The following is an 18,514-nucleotide window of genomic DNA, read 5'->3' as shown; positions in this document are numbered from 1 at the left end:
CGTGAAGGACCGGCTTTTCGACAAGTGGAGAGGGAACCAGAATGACCGAAGCCGCCGACACCATGACGCTTGAGACGACGAAGGGACCAGTCGTCATCAAATTTCGTTCAGACCTCGCGCCCAATCATGTCGCGCATATCAAGAAGCTCGTTTCGGAAGGATTCTACGACGGCATCGTCTTTCATCGCGTGATTGACGGCTTCATGGCTCAGACGGGCTGTCCGCGCGGCACCGGCACGGGCGGATCGCAATATCCAGACCTCAAGGCCGAGTTCAACAGCACGCCGCATGTGCGCGGAACCTGCTCGATGGCCCGCGCGCAAAGCCCCGACAGCGCCAATTCGCAGTTCTTCATCTGCTTCGATGATGCGCGCTTCCTCGACAACAAATATACGGTTTGGGGCGAAGTGGTCTCCGGCATGGAGAATGTCGATAAGATCAAGCGCGGCGAACCGGTGAAAGATCCCGACAAGATCGTCAAGGCGACGTTGGGTTGATCGACTGACGCGACAGGTCGAGCCTTTGGTCAAGCATGCGCCCCGGCCTTGGGCGCATGTGCAGTAAAGACCTGAGTTGGACGCGGGATTCGGAACTATCTCTCCAGACGCTGGTTGCAAAGTATCGCTCGCCGAGACGGGCGAGCGGAACAGTGGAGAGTATCCGATGAAATCGCTCAAGTTGTTGATCGCTACAGTAGCGGCGATCGCGCTTTCCGCCAGCGTGACAGCGAATGCAGCGCGCGATCGCACGGGCGCGAGCTCGAGCAAGAATCAGACTCAGTCTCGCAGCACTCAGCAGGAGAAGCCGGGCCAAGCAGCCAAGGATGCGGAGGATACGACATCTCGCAGCGGCTGGCGCGAGATGGGCCGCGATGACGACGCCGCGCCGACCTGGCGAGGCAGCGCCGCGCGCGAACGGATGCGCGATCAGGACAGCCAGCCGGGCATGGACCGCACCATGGATCGCACGGGCATGGATCGGCAGACGACGAGAGGACGGTCCGCAACTGAAATGCGCGAACTGGATCAGCTCGGCTCCGCCCGCGTGATTTTTTATAGGCTCGGACCTACCGACATGCGCATGTCGCAGCTGATCGGCAGCGATGTCCGCAATCTGCAGAATGACGACATCGGCGAGATCGAGGATGTCATCTTCGACAATAATAGGAATCTGCGTGCGGTCATCGTCAGCGTTGGCGGATTCCTCGGCATCGGCGAGCGCCATATCGCGATCGACCCCTCGTCAATGGTCGTTTCCCGGAACGAAGATGGCGACGTCGAAGCGGTTGTGAACACGACTCGCGACGATCTGCGGAGCGCTCCGGAGTTCCGGTTTGACGAGCGCCGCCGGCGCGTCGGCTCATACCAATAAGCTCTCGCGGCGGCGCCGGTTGGTCGATAATCGGCGCCGCCGACTTTTCTGGCTTGACCTGACGGAGCTTATGGTTTTTGCAAGCTCCGCATGCGCGTCGACCTTTTCGACTTCAACCTCCCGCAAGACAGGATCGCTCTTCGGCCCGCCGATCCCCGCGACAGCGCCCGTATGCTCGTCGCGCCGTGCGGCGGGCCTTTCGAGGATAGGATCGTCCGCGACCTGCCGAATTATCTTCGTCCCGGAGACGCGCTCGTCGTCAACGACTCGCGCGTCATTCACGCGCGGCTTTCCGGTCGGCGCTTTCGAGACGCGTTGAGCGCCAATGTTGAAGCGACGCTGATCGAACGGCTGGATGCTTCCCGCTGGCGCGCGCTGATGCGCCCGGCAAAGAAGCTCGCGATCGGAGATCGCATAAGCTTTATGGGCCATGGGGGCACAATCGACTCTCGCGTCGAAACGAAAGGCGACGAAGGAGAGATTACACTTGCTTTCGAGCTTCAAGGACCTGCTCTGGATATCGCAATAGAGCAGGCGGGCGTCATGCCCCTGCCGCCCTATATCGCAGGCAAGCGTTCGGCCGACGCGCGAGACGAAAGTGACTATCAGACGATCTTCGCGCGCGAAGCGGGCGCCGTCGCCGCGCCGACCGCCGGCCTCCACTTCACGCCGCAGCTGCTCGCAGCGATCGAAGCGCGCGGCGTTCGTCTTTACCGCGTGACGCTGCATGTAGGCGCCGGCACCTTTCTTCCCGTGAAGGCGGAGGACACGGACCTGCACAGGATGCACGAGGAGTTCGCGCGACTTGACGCCGAAACGGCGCAGGCGCTGAACGAGGTGCGAGCGGGAGGCGGACGCATCGTCGCGGTCGGCACGACCGCGCTGCGCGTGCTGGAAAGCTCGGCGGACGACGCCGGACGGCTTGCGCCTTATGCTGCGCGCACGCGGATCTTCATTACGCCCGGCTATCGTTTCCGCGCCGTGGACATGCTGCTTACCAATTTCCATCTCCCGCGCTCGACTCTGTTCATGCTGGTCGCCGCATTCGCCGGCCTCGAGCGCATGAAGGCCGCCTATGCGCATGCCATCGAAAGCGGCTATCGTTTTTATTCCTACGGCGACGCGTGTCTGCTTCAGCGCTCCGAAACGTGAGCGAGCCTCGCGACATGCGCATCCTTGCACTCTGGCGCGACGATCCGCGAGAGGCGCCGATGACCATTGACGCGCGGATCGACGGCGCGCGACTTGTTTCGACATGGGATCTTTTCGGCGCATTGGCGCTCGACGACGATAACGTGCGTCCATTCATTCTACGGCGCGACGGACGAATCGACTTCGGTCATGGAGAGAGCTGGCGATCTGACCTGCGCGAGGCGACGATAATGGTCGGGTCAGAGTTCTCCGTGTGGTTCAATGAAAGCGACAGCGGTCGCTATCGCATCGTGAAGCTCGCCATACTCGGCGCGAAGGACAACAAGTGACGCAGGCTTTTTCCTTTTCTGTCCTCGCGACCGACGACCTCGCGCGTCAAGGCGAAATCGTTATGCCGCGCGGAACAATCCGTACGCCCGCCTTCATGCCGGTCGGCACCGCGGCGACGGTGAAAGCGATGTTCGTTGAAGACGTGCGCGCCGCGGGCGCCGACATTCTGCTCGGCAATGTCTATCATCTCATGCTGCGGCCGGGCGCGGAGCGGATCGCGCGGTTGGGCGGACTGCATGAATTCATGCGCTGGCCCTATCCGATCTTGACGGATTCCGGCGGTTTTCAGGTGATGTCGCTTGCGAAGCTGCGCAAGCTCGATGAAAGCGGCGTGACCTTTCAGTCGCATATCGACGGTTCGCGCCATCATCTTTCGCCCGAGCGTTCGATGGAAATTCAGGATCTCCTCGGGTCGGACATTCAGATGCAGCTCGACGAATGCGTGCGCCTGCCATGTTCCGAAAGCGAGGCCGAACGCGCGATGCGTCTTTCGCTGCGTTGGGCCGAGCGTTCACGTAAGGCGTTTCGCGAACGCCCGGGCAGGGCGGTGTTCGGCATTGTGCAAGGCGGCGAATCGAAGCGGCTTCGGATCGAAAGCGCCCAAGCGCTCGCCGGCATGGATTTCCATGGGATCGCGGTCGGCGGTCTGGCCGTCGGCGAACCTCAGGACGTGATGCTCGACATGCTCGAGACGACCGCCCCGCATTTGCCCGAATCGAAACCTCGTTATCTGATGGGCGTGGGCGCGCCGGATGACATCGTTCAGGCTGTCGCGCGGGGAATCGACATGTTTGATTGCGTGATGCCGACTCGCGCCGGCCGCCACGGCCTCGCCTATACGCGCCACGGACGGGTGACGTTGCGCAATGCGCGCCACGCCGACGATCCGCGGCCGCTCGACGAGCAGTCATCCTGCCCCGCCGCGCGCGACTATTCGCGCGCCTATCTGCATCACCTCGTCAAAGCGGGGGAAATCCTCGGGATGATGCTGCTGACGCAGGCCAATGTCGCCTATTATCAGGAGCTGATGGCGGGCCTTCGCGCAGCCATCGGCGCCGGGCGTCTCGCCGACTTCATCGCCGAGACGCGCGCCAATTGGATCGAGGGCGAAAGCGCCTAAGTCACCTCAGCCGAGTTTACGGACCAGATAATATGGTTTACGAAAACAATATTCGGCGGGGGCGGAGCATGGGCCGCTACCATGAAGAGCTCACCAGAAGATTTTTGATCGGCGTTCGGCAGGAAGCGCCAGCAAATGCTCGTCGGCAGACGCATCTGCGACGCGAGAGCGTTCGCGCGCGCCCGTCAAAATCCAAACTGGCGTCGATGGAGAATGGGATGTCGCATCCTGGCGAAATTCTTGCCCGTCATCTGCAGGAGCTCGGATTGACGGCGTCGGATCTGGCGCGCGATATCGACGTGCCGGTCAATCGGGTCACCGCCATTATCAATGGCCAGCGGGGCGTCACCGCCGATACGGCGCTGCGACTTGGACACTGGTTCGGCGTTCAGCCCGAAGATTGGCTCGAGCTGCAGACGCAATATGAGCTTTCGCTCGCGCGCCGCGCGGCCGGAGCGAGGATCAAGTCATTGCCGAGCCTCGCCGATCGTCAGCGCGACTGAAGCATGGGCGCAGTTCAAAAGATCGCGGAAGCGGAATTTTTTCACCACCTGCTTTGGTCCGTAGAATTCGGCGCGGCGACTCGCGCCGTTGTCGCTGATGGCGTTCCTTATTACATCAACGCCTTTTGGACCGCCGGGCAAAGGCGCGCGCATCCGCTGCATGAGATCAGCTATCGCGCCTGTTTCAAGCCGCAGCTCCCGGCCTTTTTCATCGATCGGCTGACGCAGCCGGGAGACGTCGTGTGCGATCCTTTCATGGGCCGCGGCACGACCATCCTGCAGTCGGCGCTGATGGGGCGGAGACCCATCGGCTCCGACGCCAATCCTTTGTCGCTGCTGCTGACGCGCCCGCGGCTGCGGCCTCCGGCGCTTTGCGATATCGAGGCGCGGCTTGCGGCCGCGCCCTGGGGACGCGGCGAGGTTGATCGCGAAGACCTTCTCGCTTTTTACCACGCTGAGACGCTGCGGCAGATATGCGCGCTGCGCCGGTATCTGCTGATCCGAGCAAATGATGGCTGCCTCGACGCCGTGGATGGCTGGATCCGCATGGTGGCGCTCAATCGATTGACCGGCCACTCGCCGGGATTCTTTTCAGTCTACACGATGCCGCCGAATCAGGCCGTTTCCGTTAAGGCGCAACTGAAGATCAATGCGCGTCGGGAACAAACGCCGCCGCGGCGCGACATCGCCGAGCTGATTTTCAAGAAATCGCGCGCGCTTCTGGCGGAGGACGCGCCGACGGTCTGCGACGCGCAACTCGTCGTGGCGAATGCCGCCCGTTTGGAGCATATCGCCGATGCGACAGTCGATCTCGTCGTCACGTCGCCGCCTTTTCTCGACGTCGTCGACTATCGCGGCGACAATTGGCTGCGCAACTGGTTTGCGGGAATCGACGTCGAGAGCATCCGCCTCTCGCAGCTTCGCGCGCCGGAAGACTGGCGCGCGATGACTCGCGACGTCTTCGCGGAACTGGCGCGAGTCGTGAAGCCGGGCGGTCACGTTGCTTATGAGGTTGGCGAGGTCAGGGGCGGGGCGCTGCCGCTCGAACAACTGGTCTGGCGCGCGCTCGACGATCTTCCCTTTGAGCGGTTGGGCGTGCTCGTCAATGAGCAGAGCTTCACGAAGACCAGCAATTGCTGGGGCGTCGCGAATAATGTGAAGGGCGTCAACAGCAACCGAATCGTGATCGCGCGGCGCTTTTGACGTCGCATCAGCCGGCGCGCAGCAGGCGCACGGCGTCGTCCCGTTCGAAGAGGTAGAGCAGGGCGCGCAAGGCCTGTCCTCTGTCGCTCGCAAGCTCGGGATCGCGACGCAGAATCAATTCGGCGTCGTCGCGCGCCACGGCGAGGAGACGCGCGTGGGCGGAAAGGTCGGCGAGCCGAAAGCTCGGCAGACCGGCCTGCCGCACGCCGAGAATTTCGCCTTCGCCGCGCAGCCGCAGATCTTCTTCAGCGATGCGAAATCCGTCTTCCGTCTGGCGTATGATCATCAGCCGCGCTTTCGCCGCTTCGCTCAGCGGGCCCTTGTACAGAAGCAGGCATGAGGATTTTCCCGAGCCGCGACCAACGCGTCCGCGCAGCTGATGCAGCTGCGCAAGGCCGAAGCGCTCGGCGTGTTCGATGACCATGATCGTCGCTTCCGGAACGTCGACGCCAACTTCGATGACCGTGGTCGCCACCAGAATTTTGATCTCGCCGCGCTGAAAGGCTTCCATCACCGCATCCTTCTCGCCGCCTTTCATTCGGCCGTGAACGAGGCCGACCGCCGCTCCGAAAAGCTTCGACAGATCGGCGTGCCGCTCTTGCGCAGCGGAGAGGTCCAGCTCCTCATTCTCCTCAACAAGCGGACAGACCCAATAGGCGCGCGCGCCCTCCGCCAAGGCGCGGCGCAGCCCCGCAATCACCTCGTCGATTCTCTCGGCCGGAAGCGCGCGCGTTGAGATCGGCGTGCGGCCGGGCGGTTTTTCGTCGAGCGCCGAGCAGTCCATGTCGCCGAAGGCGGTCAGCGCCAGCGTGCGCGGAATGGGCGTCGCGGTCATCACCAGCACGTCGACGGCGTCGCCCTTGGCGCCGAGCGCCAGCCGCTGCTCGACGCCGAAGCGATGCTGCTCGTCGACGACGGCGAGGCCGAGGTCGTGAAAGGCGAGATCGCTTTGCACGAGAGCGTGCGTCCCGATGACGACGTCGATTTCGCCCGCTCCAATGGCGGCGCGGAGCGCTGCGCGTTCACTCGGTTTGGCGCGGCCTGTCAGCAGCGCGACGCGCAGTCCCGCGGACGCGAGCGTTGGCGTAAGCCTATCGTAGTGCTGACGCGCCAGGATCTCGGTCGGAGCCATCAAGGCGCTTTGCCGGCCGGTCTCGGCGACGCTCGCGATGGCGAGCGCCGCGACGACAGTTTTGCCGGATCCGACGTCGCCCTGGACGAGCCGCAGCATGCGCTGTTCCGACGCAAGATCGGCGCGGATTTCATCAAGCGTGCGCTGCTGCGCGCGCGTCAGGCGAAACGGCAGAGCGGATTCGATCGCTCGGGCGTAGCGGCCGTCGCCCTTGTGGGCGCGACCTGGAGGGCGGCGCATCTTGGCGCGAATGAGGCGCAGCGCGAGCTGGCTCGCGAGCAATTCATCGAGCGCGAGACGCTGACGGGCAGGATGCTGCGGCGAGAGCGCATCTGCGGCTTCGGGGCGGTGCGCCGCGCGCAGCGCCTCGGCGAATGCGGGAAGCTTATTGGCGGCGAGAACGCTGGCGTCCTGCCATTCTGGAAGGTTCGGCAGGCGCGTCAGCGCTTCTTCCGTCGCGCGCAAAACGTAACGCGCCTGCAGGCCCTCGGTGAGGCCATAGACGGCTTCAAATGCGGGGAGCTTCGCCAATCCGGCTTCGTCGAGCACGCGGTCGGGATGCACGATCTGGCGGCGCCCGTCATAAAGCTCGATGCGTCCCGAGATCCAGCGCGTCGCGCCAAGCGGCAGGCTGCGTTCGATCCAGTCGGGATTGGCGAGAAAGAACACGAGTTCGACGTCGCCGGTGTCATCCTCGACGAGCACGCGATAGGGCGATTTTGAATATCGGCCCTGAGGGCGACGATGCTCGGTGACGCACGCCTTCAACACGACCATCGTCTCGAGCGGCGCGGCGGCGATTGTGGGCCGCACGCTCCGGTCGATGACGGTCGACGGAAGATGAAAAAGCAGATCGACGAGGCGCGCTTCCGTCCCCGGCTTGGCGAGCAGCCGGTCGAACAGCCTGGCGGTTTTCGGCCCGACGCCGGGCAGTGCGGCGACGCGACCGAAAAAGGGGTCGAGCAGGGAGGGACGCATGAAGGTTCAGTTCAGTTCGCCGGCGCGGAACAGGTCACTTGATCTCGACGTCATAGCTCGGCGCCCCGTCCGCGCCTTTGTAAGTGAAATGCCACCATTCGCGCGGAAAATTTTCAAAGCCGTGGCGGCGCATCAGCGTCACGAGCGCGTCGCGATGCGCCCGCGCCATCTTCGAGGTTTTGGCTTTCGTCCATGAGCGCGTGTCGAAAAAATCGAACGGCGTGCCGAAATTCCAGCCTTTGACGCCGATATCGACGGCCAATCCCGTCGAATGGGTGGAATGTTCGGCGATATAGCCCTCGGGAAACAGCGCACTCTTGGCGAGGCGTGGATAATGTTCGGTCTTCGTCCGCTGGTCGGCGTTGCGCGACCAGTCGACGAATGCCGAAACGGCGCGCAGCGGTCGGTAGCAGTCGTAGACGACGAGCGAAATCCCGCGAGCGCGCGCATCCTTCTGCGCGGCGGCCAGCGCTTTGGCGGCCTCAGTGCGCAGCCAGCATTGCGGCGCGTCATAGCCGGGAACCGGGGCGCCGGTGAAATTATCGGCGCCGGCATAGCGCATCTCCTGAACGATGGTCGGCGCAACGTCAGCAAGGCGCGCGAAGCCTGCCGGCGGCTCGCCGGCGTGCGCATATGGCGCGGAAAGCGCCCCAATAAGAAAAAACATTAGCCTGCGCATGGCGGCTCCACGTGCGTTGGCGCAATTCGCTGCTTCCGAACCCCGACTATAGGTCTTTCCAACGCAATCGGGAGGCCTTTGATGTCCGAGAAACTCGCGCCCTTCGCCGGCCTCACTCTCGCCGCTCTCGCCGCCGCGATCGCATGGGGCGCGACGGCGCTCGCTGGCGATCGTTGCACGGCGACGGGCGCCATGGGCGCCTCGATCGCCATCCGCGATCAGCGCAAAAATGTCGTCGGCGGCATCGAAGACGGGAACGCAATTATCGTGCAGCGCTATGGCGAGGACGATCACGGCAGGCCCTGGGCCTATGTGGCGAGCCCCGGCGGCAAGCGGCTCGGTTGGCTCTATCGCGAATTCATTCGCTGCAGCTAAAAGCGCCCGCTTCTGTCGGCTATCCCTTCGCTTTGGCGAGGCCGCCATGCGCCGCCGACCAGGCGACGGGATCGGCGATGAAGGCTTCGACTTCATTGAGCGCGTCATCGGGAAAATATTTGTGCTCGCGGGCCACGGCGAGCACGTCGCGCCAGGTTGCGAGCGCATGCAGGCTGATGCCGAGCGCCGCCAACTCCTCGCGGGCGCCGGCGAATATATCGTAGAAGAAGAACACGAAGACGTGATCGCAGCGCTGCCCTGAGTCGCGCAGCGCCTGCACGAAATCCTTCTTCGAGCCGCCGTCGGTCGCCAAATCCTCGACCAGTAGGGCGCGGCCGCCCTCCATCACATCGCCTTCGATGCGGGCGTTGCGGCCGAAGCCCTTGGGCTTCTTGCGCACATATTGCATCGGCAGCATGAGGCTGTCGGCGATCCACGCCGCGAAGGGAATGCCGGCCGTCTCGCCGCCTGCGACGATGTCGAGCGATTCATAGCCGATGTCGCGTTCGATCGTCCGCGTCGCGAAATCGACGAGGCGCCGCCGCAGCCGCGGGAAGGCGATGATCTTGCGCATGTCGATGTAGACCGGCGACGCCCAGCCGGCGGTGGTTATGAAAGGCTTATCGACGTTCACGAGCACCGCTTGCACTTCGATCAGCGCCTTGGCGGTTTCGCGTGCGGCGGTTTGGCGGTCGTTCGACATGGATGCGGCGTGCCCTTCTTAGAAAAAACGCCGCGCAGCCATAGCCTATTTCGCGCCGCCGCGCTCGGTGGACTGACCGAAAAGTATTTCGCGCTCCAGCGCCGTAAAATCGAGACGCGACCGTTCATAGGGCGCGCCTGCCGCATAGGCGCGGATCACCGCCGGTCGGGAATGGATCGCCTCGAACCAGCGCTTGAGATGTGGGAAGTCGTGCAGATCCTGGCCCTGATCCTCATGCGGAACGATCCAGGGATAACAGGCAATGTCGGCGATCGAATACTCACCGGCGAGAAAAGGCGTCTTGGCGAGCTGTCCGTCCATCACGCCGTAGAGCCGGCCGGTCTCGTTACGGTAGCGCTCGATCGCGTAGGGAATTTTCGCCGGCGCGTATTTGGCGAAGTGGTGGTTTTGACCGGCCATCGGGCCAAGTCCGCCGACCTGCCAGAATAGCCACTGCAGCGTTCGCGCGCGGGCATGGAGGTCTGTGGGAAGAAGCCGCCCGGTCTTCTCGGCAAGGTAGACGAGGATCGCGCCCGATTCGAAGAGCGCGACCGGAGCGCCGCCATCCGCCGTCTCGCGGTCGACGATGGCCGGCATGCGATTGTTCGGAGAAATCGCGAGAAACTCGGGCTTGAATTGGTCCCCTTTGGTGATGTCGACGGGCTTGATCCGATAAGCGAGTCCCGCTTCCTCGAGAAAAATCGTGACTTTGTGGCCGTTGGGGGTCGGCCAATAATGAAGATCAATCATGGACGCAGTCCGACGGGAGACCAGACTCTGTTGTAAGCCCTCGCGTCGCAAGATCAATCGCTCAGGTCATGCTAGGCTAACGCCCGGGAGTGGATCGCCATGTTGATCAGATATTCGAAGATTTTGCTGACCGCTGCGCTCGGCGCGCTCATTCTGCTCGTCGCAATCAACAATGTGACCGACTACGCCACGAATTACCAGTTCGTCAGCCATGTGATGTCGATGGATCAGGTGCCGGCCGGCAGCCCGCTCGAGTGGCGCGCGGTCACGAGCGTGACGCTGCACCGTATGTTCTACGCATTTATTATCGCAATCGAATTCTCCGCCGCTGCGCTCGTTCTCGCCGGCGTGTTGCGGCTGTTGCTGAGGCGCAAGGCGGATGCGGCGCGATTCAACGCCGCAAAGGATGTCGCGATTGCGGGTCTTGCGCTCGCCGTTGGCCTCTACCTGTTCGGCTTCATGGCCGTTGGCGGGGAATGGTTCCAGATGTGGCGGTCCCTGCCAGACGCCGAGCAAGCCGCGTTCCGCTTCATCGGCTGCGCGGCGCTGGTGATGCTGTTTCTAGGTCAGCGCGACGACTAACGCGTCACAGCCGCTTCAGCATATTGTATCCGAGCAGACCGCCAAGTCCCGCCCCGACGACTGCGATGAGCGGGCCGCCGATCGCGACGCCGGTCAGACCGCCGAGGACGGCGCCGACGCCGCCGAAGAGATATTTGTTCTTTTTAACAGTGGGGTTTTCGTCGGTCAGTTTGTTCTCAACGATAGGATTTTTGTCATCCGCCATTGCAAAGTCCTCGTGAAAGAGCCGCAGTGGCGAATTAAGCAGGCCCGCGTTGTTTTCAAGAGCGGGGGCGCGTCAATAAGGCGAGTTGGAGCGCGCATGGATCGACTTCGCCTGGCCTCCTAGATATCCGGCGGAAGACTCTTGGCCCGCGTGGCGCGACGCGCCGAAGGGGATGCGCCATGAACGGGGGAACCGCCGCCAAAACCGCCTTTGTTCTGGCCGGCGGCGGCAGCCGCGGCGCGGTTCAGGTCGGCATGCTTCGAAGCCTTACGGCCGCCGGCGTGCGCCCCGACTTTATCGTCGGTTCGTCGGTCGGCGCGATGAACGCCTGCTATTTCGCCGGCCAGCCGGACGCAGGAGGCCGGTGGACACTGACGTTGCGATCAATCGCGCCGCGCCAAATTCTCCTCCGGCGTCGCCCCCAGCTCCAAGCTGATCCCTTGCATCTTGAGATGAGCCCAGTTCTTGAGGTCCTTTACGGTGAAGCCTTTCAAGAAGGGATTTCCATTGACGATTTTTTCGCGGGTTTTGCCCGGCTGTCCGTCGACGCTGGCGATCACCGTCGCCGCGTCCACCTCTTCTGGCGCCGACAGGATCGCCGCCGCGCCGCCCGGTCCGGCGAAATGCGCCAGATAGAGAGATCCGGGCGTGACCGGCAGACCCTTCTTCAACAGGATCGACGTGTTTTGCTCGACATAGCGCGCCGTCATTTCTCGAGAGAGATCAGGGTCCTTGCGCAAGTCGAGAATCTCTTTGTCGCTTAAATTGCCGGCGAGGTCAGGACGGTGCTTCTTGATCAACCCCATCCAGGTCGCGTTGATGAACTGGCCGAGTCCGGCCGCGGATGAAAACTTGTTTCGGGCGTCCGGATTTCCCTGTGACTCGGACATGGTGATCCGATCGACCAGAGCCTTAAGCGACGAGGCGGCCTGATCGGGAAATACTGGAAAATGAAAGTCGTGGAAGTGCAGTTTCAGTCCGAATCCAACGGCGAAGATCAACATTAGAGCGACTGGAGAAACGCGTGTGTTTGTTTCGTCGCTGGCATGCCTGCGCGTGGTGAAAGCCTCTTCCCGATAAGGCGCGGTTAGCCTGATATATTCAGCGGTCTGCGGTTGTATTTGCGCGTTTTTGAGAGAGGACAGAACGCTTTGCAGCGTCTGGTCGTCGAACCCCAGATTGATCCTGATCTCGATCTTTCTTCCTGCGTCTGAACTCTCGCTGTCAGAAACCAATGTCGCGTGTTCGCACGCCGAAATTTTTACTGCGGCTTCGGCTCCCCCACGAGTTGGCGGAGCTTTGTCCTCGCGCGCTCGCGTAACCGCTTCGTCGGAGGTCTCAGTTGAAGAGCTTGCCTCGTCCATCAGCTCACTCCTCGCTTGTGTGGCGAATATCCAGTGGCTGACGAGGGGAGCAGCATCCTGTTATCAAATTGTAAACGATGCTTCACAGAGCGAGCTTGCGCTTGTGTCGGAAAGGCGCCGCGCCTCGGCGCTTTGAAAATCGCCTTAATCTTCTGACGCCAGCTTCGAGCCTGTACGTGACTGAGGAAGATGGGCTTTCAAATTCGCGAGAGGGCCGGGAGCCCTCATGAAGAAGCTTTTATTCCCGAAGAACGAACGATTTCCCTGCGGATCAATTCTATTTCCCAAATCATGGTGTTTGAATTCTTGGCGTGGCGGCGGCGCAAGTCGCGCAGCCCGTTAATCCATTCTCAAGCAATCGGCGTGAAGCTCAAAATCTTGCGCCCCCCATTCGAAGCCTTGCCATGACCGAGCAAACGGGATTAGCCGCCCTCGACCTCAGCCCTGCCGCGGCTCCCGCGGCTGACGTTCCGGAGCTGAAGGTAGGGTCCGCGGACGCGGCGATCTCCGGAAATTTCTCCGCTGATTCTGAGACAAAAGTCGCGCAACGCCAGCTACCGGCGCTCAAGAGCGCATTCATCCACGGCTCTCGGCTTTTATGGGCGGCGCTGCTCTATGGCGCCGCCGCACTCGCCGGCTGGCTGATCGCCGAGGCCGCCTGGCCGACGGTCTCCGCCTTGCCGGACCTCGTCCGCACGATGGCGACGCAGGAAAACGCTGAGCGCGCCGCCTTTCTGCGCACGACGCAGAAGATGGAAGAGGAGATCCGCGCGCTCCGCACTGAGATGGAATCGATGAGGTCTTCGATTCAGGCGGCGACTCCGGCCGCCGACGCCGTCGACACTCTCGGCAAGCGCATCGACGCGATGAAGACGGAAACGAATTCCGCGATCGGCGCGCTGTCAGGTCAGGTCGAGGGACTGCGGCGCGAGGCAGCCGCCAAGCCTGCGCCGACAGGCGCGCCCTCGGAGCAAGCCGGCGCGCGTTCGCCGCGAAGCGAATACGTCATCCTCGAACAAGGCGCGTCGCGGCGGACGACCGTCTCTGCGACGGTGAAAGTCGGCGAGGGACTGCGGCGTCCCAAAATACGTCGCGGGGACGCGTTCGAGCCGGCAAGATATCCGGACGCGCCCGGCGCGCCGCGCCCGCTCGGCGCCTACGGGCGGTAGGACAAGGAGTCGACCGGATCGCTTACTATGGTGGCGCAGCTTGGGCGACCTGGAATTTGTAGCCGCACTAAATTGACGACGACTTATTCGCCCATGGCGAGGTAATGGCGACCGCGACAGACTGCCTCCGCAGCCGCTCGATTAATGACCCAGCGACAGGTGCGACATACGGAAGATGCTGGATACGAGTTTTATCACGATGCCAACGAGCCCTGAGCCGCCATAAAAATTGCCTTTGTTGAGTTGGATAAAAACATGGGCCGGCGCGTCAGATTCATTGGTCACTTCGCACACAAAGAATCCTTCACGGGCGCGCATCGATTCAAAGAGGATTTTCGTGGCGGCGGCGCACTCACGTAGTCGCGCGCGGATCGAACTATCGCGGCTCGTCTTTGCGGACGCCGAAATGATTGCATTCGCTCTTGAGCGATCCTGTGCGACTGCGGCGACCCTCATATCCTCAGGATGCGTCTGGCTGGTTGGTCGCAGTTTGGAAACGACGTTGGCGGTCGTCGCAATAACGTTTCCAAGCGCGTAGTCCCGACTCTCGCCGGGCTCGATCCGTTCGCACCAGATCATGGTTTTGCCGGCAAGACATAGGATCGCAGGCGTCGACGGATCGTCGAGAGGGCATGTCTTGTAGACATAAGGCGCTCGCGCCCAACTCATGGTCGATGCGTCACATGGGACGGATTCAATCGCGACATTGGAGGATGAACAAAGATAGGCAGGCTGGAGAAACAAAAGCGGAGGCGAATTGTCTCCTGCAAGTTTCGTCAGATCGATTTTCTCGACGACATTGCCTTCGCCAGCCGTCAGCAAAATCTCTCTTTGCTTCTCCGAAGTGGCGATCCGATTGAGCTTCACGTCTCCGCCGCCGCAGAACACGTAAAGGAATGTCGCGAACTCATTCGCGATCCAGGAGCGTTTTGGCGCCAAGTGAGGAGTTTGGCGCGGAATGGTCCGTGTTCCGGGCCATCGGCAAACAGACCTGCTTGGCCGATCGAAAAAGGACGTCTCGGGACCGAGCGTCACGACGAGTCCCTCGCGCGCGCCCAACAAGCGAAAGTCGCTTTCACCTTTCCGGAGCGAGATCTGTTCGGGACTGGAAAATGGGTTGCGCATGAATGTGCGAAACCCGAGGTCGATAAAGTCGATGGGCGTCATGTACATGCGCAAAATCCCTCAGCCGATTTACAAGCATCTTGGGGAGATCGTCGCCGCGACGGATCGAAAGCTTACGGTCGCGTTTGCTGAAGCGATCGTTTCTATAACGCAGCTTTCGAGCGTTCGTTCCGCGCTCGTCGCGAGGGAGCGAGGCCGGGCGAGGGCCGACAAATCGAATTGATAATAACTAGCTGATATTGAGGATGAACTGAAACTAAGTGGTGCCCCTGGCCGGAGTCGAACCAGCACTCCTTGCGGAACTCGATTTTGAGTCGAGCGCGTCTACCAATTCCGCCACAGGGGCCCGGCCGGCGGGAAGCCGGCGAAGCGGCGCGGATATTAGCCGCGCCCCGGCGCCCGTCAACCCGGGAAACTTCTTTCTTCAACGCTTACGTGCTATGCGCGGGCAGCGCGCCGCGCCAACCCCGGGAACAGATGAAAAAGCTCTACGACTGGACCATGTCGCTCGCCGCGAGCCGGCATGCGCCCCTGGCGCTCGGCGCAATCGCTTTTGCGGAGAGTTCCTTCTTCCCGGTGCCGCCCGACGTGATTCTCGTGCCGATGACGCTCGCCGAGCCGAAGAAGGCCTGGTATTTCGCAGGCATCTGCACGATCGCCTCGGTCGCGGGCGGGGCGCTCGGCTACGCGTTCGGCGCGCTGTTCTACGATACGATCGGCCAGTGGCTGATCAATCTCTATGGCTACGGCGAGAAGATGGAGGCGCTGCGCGCCTTCTACGCGCAATGGGGGGCGATCTTCATCCTGGTCAAGGGCTTCACGCCCATTCCGTATAAGCTCGTGACCATCGTCTCCGGGCTTCTCGCCTATAATTTCCCGCTGTTCATCGTGCTGTCGATGGTCACGCGCGGCGCGCGATTCTTCGTGCTGGCGGCGGCGATCAATCGTTTTGGCGATCCGATCCGCTCGAAGCTCGAAAGCCACTTCGGACTTTTCATCGCGTCGCTCGCGGTAATCGTCGTCGCCGGCTTCGCGCTCGCGGCGAAGATGTTTTAAAATCGTCAGGCTTCAGTTCGAGAATTGCAGAACTGAAGCGCCGAATTTTGCCGCTGCTGCTTTTCAAGAGGAGCTTTCAATGTCTGCACGACAAGAATTTCTGAATCTTGGCTATAATCCGACCATCATTGAGAGCGGTCGTTCAGTTAAGCCGGCTTTCTCCGGAACTCTTCCCACTTCTGCGACGGTCGATCCGCTTTATTTGCCCCCGCCGCAGGCCCAAGGCACGTCCAAGCATATCGGCAGCCCAGGCAGCTGCGCGGCCTGGGCGACGACCTATGGCCTCGCGACCTTTACGGCCGCGCAAAATTCGCAGACGCCGCCGAGCGATGCGTCACTGCAGGCGAGCCCGGCGCATATCTACATCGAGGTCATGAAGTGCTACGGCGCCACGCAATGCCAAGGCTCGCGGCTCGGCTCCTATCTCGATCTTCTGTGCCAGGGCGGCACCCCGAACTGGGCGACGGCGCCTTATACGCCGAACTGTTCGACGCTTTGGTCGAGCTATGATCCCAATGCTACGATCGACGCGAGCTTTCAGATTCCGGGCTGGGCGATGGTGGAGACTTCCGATCTCGACTCGGTCAAGACGGTCATCGCCAATGGCGGCGCGCTCTGTTACGGCACGGCGCTGAATTCGGCGTTCATCGCTTATGACGGCTCGCCCAGCCCAATGAATGGGCCCTTCGACAAGATCAAGAACCCCGACGGTGGTCTCGTCGGCCACTGCATGCTGATCATCGGCTACGACGACTCCCAAGGGGCTATTCTGATCCAGAACAGCTTCGGGACGGATTGGGGCGCCACATGGAACGGCAGCGGCGGCTATATCTGGATGGCCTATGATCTCTTCCAGTTCTTGGCGCAGGGGCAGGCGCAGTATATTACGTCCTGATGGTCGGATCTCGCATGGCGCTGCTTGAGTCGAGCGGCCTTTTAGCGCCCCGAAATATCGCGCTGCTGATCCTCGCCGCCGCCGTCGCGGCGATCGGCGGCGCCTACGCCTATGAGTCGCTCGGCTATCTGCCGTGCGAGCTCTGCTACAAGGAGCGCGTGCCCTATTACGCGGCGTTCGCGCTCGCGCCGCTCGCGGCCTTCGCCGCGCAAACGGGGAGGGCGGGAATGGCCCGCGCGGCCTTCCTGCTGATGGCGCTGCTCTTTGCCGGCAACGCCATCCTTTCGATCTATCATTCGGGCGTCGAATGGAAGATTTTCGCCGGGCCGTCCGATTGTTCCGGGCCGCTTTCGACCGCGCCGTCGGTCGCCGATTTCATGAAGCAGCTTCAGTCGGTGAAAGTCGTGCGCTGCGACGAGCCGAACTTGTGGATTTTCGGTCTGACCCTGGCGAATTGGAACGTCGCGATTTCCGCAGCGCTGGCGTGGATGGCCGTCGTCGGCGCGCGCCGCATATGATCATCGTTCGCCGCCCCCGGTCGGCGCTCATCCAATGATCCGCGCGCTGCGCGACCCTGTTCCGTCATCTCTGACCGCCCGCTTGGCCTTAGCCCGCCGCCAACCGCGCACTGGCGCGCAGCTTTTCCGTCTCGCTCTTCAGTTGTCCGCAGGCGGCGAGTATGTCGCGCCCGCGCGGCGTGCGCACCGGGCTGGCGTAGCCGGCGTTAAAGACGATGTCGGAGAAGCGCTCGATCGTCTCCCAATCCGAACATTCGTAGGGCGCGCCCGGCCAGGGATTGAAGGGGATAAGATTGATCTTGGCCGGCAGGCCTTTCAGGAGCCGCACCAGCTCCCGGGCGTCGGCGGGCGAGTCGTTCACGCCCTTCAACATCACATATTCGAAGGTGATGCGCCTTGCGTTCGACGCGCCGGGATAGTCGCGACAGGCCTGCAGCAGTTCTTTGATCGGATATTTTTTGTTGAGCGGCACAAGATCGTTGCGCAGCTCGTCGCGCACCGCGTGCAGCGAAATCGCCAGCGCCGGCCCGCATTCGGCGCCCAAGCGTTCGAACTGCGGCACGACGCCGGAGGTCGAGACGGTGATGCGCCGCTTCGACAGCGCCAGCCCGTCGCCGTCGGCCATGATCTCGATCGCCGCCATGACATTGTCGAGATTGTACAGCGGTTCGCCCATGCCCATGAAGACGATGTTGGAAACGGCGCGCACGCCTTCGCCTGCCGGCACGAGACCGTCGGTCGGTCGTTCGCGATCGGGAAAATCGCCGAGCCGCTGCCGGGCGACGAGCAATTGCCCGACGATCTCTGCGGTCGTCAGATTGCGCACGAGCCGCTGCGTGCCCGTGTGGCAGAAGCTGCAATTTAAAGTGCAGCCCACCTGCGAGGAGACGCAAAGCGTTCCGCGGTCGCTTTCCGGGATGTAGACGCACTCGACTTCGGCGCCCTTGTCGAAGGCGTCGACGGGTTGCAGCCGCAGCAGCCATTTGCGCGTGCCGTCGACCGAAATCTGCTCCTCGACGATTTCCGGAAGGCGTAGCGCGAAGGCCTCCGTTAGCTGCGCCCGCATCGCCTTCGAGACATTCAGCATTTCGCCAAAGTCGCGCGCGCCGCGGAAATAGACCCAATGCCAGAGCTGCGACACGCGCATGCGGATTTCGCGCTCCGGCAGGCCGAAGGCGCGCAAGGCGTCGCCGATCTCTGCGCGGGTCATTCCGGCGAGCGAGGGCTTAAGCGTCGTCACGGGCGCAGCGGGAGTGTCGGATAGGCTCATGAAATCCTCTGAACTGCGCCTCTTATATCATGTC

The 18,514-nt window shown here is 62.3% G+C and carries 22 protein-coding genes, 1 tRNA gene and 1 pseudogene; 15 read left to right on the top strand and 9 right to left on the bottom strand.

What is annotated here, in order from left to right:
• Positions 1-41 precede the first annotated feature (41 nt).
• The 7 genes from A3OO_RS0114720 to A3OO_RS0114690 all read left to right on the top strand — a co-directional run bounded on the left by A3OO_RS0114720 (position 42) and on the right by A3OO_RS0114690 (position 5,679).
• The gene (locus A3OO_RS0114720; protein ID WP_018408601.1) at positions 42-497 is read left to right on the top strand and encodes a peptidylprolyl isomerase; all 456 of its coding nucleotides are present in this window, start codon (positions 42-44) and stop codon (positions 495-497) included.
• Positions 498-663: 166 nt separating this feature from the next.
• Positions 664-1,371, top strand: coding sequence for a PRC-barrel domain-containing protein (locus A3OO_RS0114715; protein ID WP_018408600.1), 708 nt, complete (start codon positions 664-666; stop codon positions 1,369-1,371).
• 90 nt (positions 1,372-1,461) lie between these two features.
• The gene (queA, locus tag A3OO_RS0114710) at positions 1,462-2,523 is read left to right on the top strand and encodes a tRNA preQ1(34) S-adenosylmethionine ribosyltransferase-isomerase QueA (protein ID WP_018408599.1); all 1,062 of its coding nucleotides are present in this window, start codon (positions 1,462-1,464) and stop codon (positions 2,521-2,523) included.
• 14 nt (positions 2,524-2,537) lie between these two features.
• Positions 2,538-2,852 (top strand): hypothetical protein, encoded by a 315-nt coding sequence (locus A3OO_RS0114705; protein ID WP_245257167.1) that lies wholly within the window; start codon positions 2,538-2,540, stop codon positions 2,850-2,852.
• Positions 2,849-3,973: a tRNA guanosine(34) transglycosylase Tgt gene (tgt, locus tag A3OO_RS0114700; RefSeq protein WP_018408597.1), complete on the top strand. Its 1,125-nt coding sequence runs from the start codon at positions 2,849-2,851 to the stop codon at positions 3,971-3,973. Before A3OO_RS0114705 ends, tgt begins: the two co-directional genes overlap by 4 nt.
• Positions 3,974-4,191: 218 nt before the next feature.
• Positions 4,192-4,476, top strand: coding sequence for a HigA family addiction module antitoxin (locus A3OO_RS21760; protein ID WP_245257166.1), 285 nt, complete (start codon positions 4,192-4,194; stop codon positions 4,474-4,476).
• A 3-nt stretch (positions 4,477-4,479) separates the two neighbouring features.
• Complete coding sequence (locus tag A3OO_RS0114690) at positions 4,480-5,679, top strand: DNA methyltransferase (protein ID WP_018408595.1); 1,200 nt, start codon at positions 4,480-4,482, stop codon at positions 5,677-5,679.
• Between the two features lie 7 nt (positions 5,680-5,686).
• Here the strand turns inward: A3OO_RS0114690 and recG are convergent, their stop codons facing one another.
• Positions 5,687-7,789 carry an ATP-dependent DNA helicase RecG gene (gene recG / locus A3OO_RS0114685; RefSeq protein WP_018408594.1) on the bottom strand — a complete coding sequence of 701 codons (2,103 nt, stop codon included), beginning with the start codon at positions 7,787-7,789 and terminating at the stop codon, positions 5,687-5,689.
• Positions 7,790-7,823: 34 nt separating this feature from the next.
• Positions 7,824-8,456: a M15 family metallopeptidase gene (locus tag A3OO_RS0114680; RefSeq protein ID WP_018408593.1), complete on the bottom strand. Its 633-nt coding sequence runs from the start codon at positions 8,454-8,456 to the stop codon at positions 7,824-7,826.
• A gap of 93 nt (positions 8,457-8,549) precedes the next feature.
• On the opposite strand from A3OO_RS0114680, the gene A3OO_RS0114675 reads away from it, so the two are divergent.
• On the top strand, positions 8,550-8,843 hold the full coding sequence (locus tag A3OO_RS0114675; protein WP_018408592.1) for a hypothetical protein: 294 nt from the start codon (positions 8,550-8,552) through the stop codon (positions 8,841-8,843).
• 19 nt (positions 8,844-8,862) lie between these two features.
• Here A3OO_RS0114675 and A3OO_RS0114670 read toward each other — a convergent pair whose 3' ends face one another.
• Positions 8,863-9,546, bottom strand: coding sequence for an orotate phosphoribosyltransferase (locus A3OO_RS0114670; RefSeq protein WP_018408591.1), 684 nt, complete (start codon positions 9,544-9,546; stop codon positions 8,863-8,865).
• Between the two features lie 45 nt (positions 9,547-9,591).
• Entirely contained in the window at positions 9,592-10,296 is a 705-nt protein-coding gene (locus A3OO_RS0114665) for a glutathione S-transferase N-terminal domain-containing protein (protein ID WP_018408590.1), read from the bottom strand.
• 99 nt (positions 10,297-10,395) lie between these two features.
• Between A3OO_RS0114665 and A3OO_RS0114660 the strand changes: the two genes are divergently transcribed.
• Positions 10,396-10,878 carry a DUF2165 family protein gene (locus A3OO_RS0114660; protein ID WP_018408589.1) on the top strand — a complete coding sequence of 161 codons (483 nt, stop codon included), beginning with the start codon at positions 10,396-10,398 and terminating at the stop codon, positions 10,876-10,878.
• A 4-nt stretch (positions 10,879-10,882) separates the two neighbouring features.
• Here the strand turns inward: A3OO_RS0114660 and A3OO_RS0114655 are convergent, their stop codons facing one another.
• The gene (locus A3OO_RS0114655) at positions 10,883-11,083 is read right to left on the bottom strand and encodes a hypothetical protein (RefSeq protein WP_018408588.1); all 201 of its coding nucleotides are present in this window, start codon (positions 11,081-11,083) and stop codon (positions 10,883-10,885) included.
• Positions 11,084-11,262: 179 nt separating this feature from the next.
• Here A3OO_RS0114655 and A3OO_RS24590 point away from each other — a divergent pair.
• Positions 11,263-11,445, top strand: a pseudogene (locus A3OO_RS24590) (patatin-like phospholipase family protein); the annotation flags it as partial.
• 21 nt (positions 11,446-11,466) lie between these two features.
• Here the strand turns inward: A3OO_RS24590 and A3OO_RS24285 are convergent.
• Positions 11,467-12,087, bottom strand: coding sequence for a transglycosylase SLT domain-containing protein (locus A3OO_RS24285; RefSeq protein WP_245257222.1), 621 nt, complete (start codon positions 12,085-12,087; stop codon positions 11,467-11,469).
• A 549-nt stretch (positions 12,088-12,636) separates the two neighbouring features.
• Between A3OO_RS24285 and A3OO_RS22680 the strand changes: the two genes are divergently transcribed.
• Complete coding sequence (locus tag A3OO_RS22680) at positions 12,637-12,855, top strand: hypothetical protein (protein ID WP_018408586.1); 219 nt, start codon at positions 12,637-12,639, stop codon at positions 12,853-12,855.
• Positions 12,852-13,616, top strand: coding sequence for a hypothetical protein (locus A3OO_RS0114640; protein ID WP_018408585.1), 765 nt, complete (start codon positions 12,852-12,854; stop codon positions 13,614-13,616). Before A3OO_RS22680 ends, A3OO_RS0114640 begins: the two co-directional genes overlap by 4 nt.
• Positions 13,617-13,757: 141 nt before the next feature.
• Here the strand turns inward: A3OO_RS0114640 and A3OO_RS24280 are convergent, their stop codons facing one another.
• Complete coding sequence (locus tag A3OO_RS24280; protein ID WP_245257165.1) at positions 13,758-14,195, bottom strand: hypothetical protein; 438 nt, start codon at positions 14,193-14,195, stop codon at positions 13,758-13,760.
• An 807-nt stretch (positions 14,196-15,002) separates the two neighbouring features.
• Positions 15,003-15,087 (bottom strand) — tRNA-Leu (locus A3OO_RS0114625).
• A 131-nt stretch (positions 15,088-15,218) separates the two neighbouring features.
• On the opposite strand from A3OO_RS0114625, the gene A3OO_RS0114620 reads away from it, so the two are divergent.
• From A3OO_RS0114620 to A3OO_RS0114610, 3 genes are all read left to right on the top strand, one after another.
• Entirely contained in the window at positions 15,219-15,797 is a 579-nt protein-coding gene (locus A3OO_RS0114620) for a YqaA family protein (protein ID WP_018408582.1), read from the top strand.
• Between the two features lie 79 nt (positions 15,798-15,876).
• Positions 15,877-16,692 (top strand): C1 family peptidase, encoded by an 816-nt coding sequence (locus A3OO_RS0114615; RefSeq protein ID WP_018408581.1) that lies wholly within the window; start codon positions 15,877-15,879, stop codon positions 16,690-16,692.
• Positions 16,693-16,706: 14 nt separating this feature from the next.
• The gene (locus A3OO_RS0114610) at positions 16,707-17,210 is read left to right on the top strand and encodes a disulfide bond formation protein B (RefSeq protein WP_040573913.1); all 504 of its coding nucleotides are present in this window, start codon (positions 16,707-16,709) and stop codon (positions 17,208-17,210) included.
• 88 nt (positions 17,211-17,298) lie between these two features.
• Here A3OO_RS0114610 and rlmN read toward each other — a convergent pair whose 3' ends face one another.
• Complete coding sequence (gene rlmN, locus A3OO_RS0114605; protein ID WP_026223005.1) at positions 17,299-18,480, bottom strand: dual-specificity RNA methyltransferase RlmN; 1,182 nt, start codon at positions 18,478-18,480, stop codon at positions 17,299-17,301.
• Between the last annotated feature and the right edge of the window lie 34 nt (positions 18,481-18,514).

Source organism: Methylocystis rosea SV97 (assembly GCF_000372845.1).
In the GTDB taxonomy this organism is placed as follows: Bacteria; Pseudomonadota; Alphaproteobacteria; order Rhizobiales; family Beijerinckiaceae; genus Methylocystis; species Methylocystis rosea.
The sequence above is the reverse complement of the archived record's forward strand: the minus strand, read 5'-3'. Positions and strand labels throughout refer to the sequence as shown.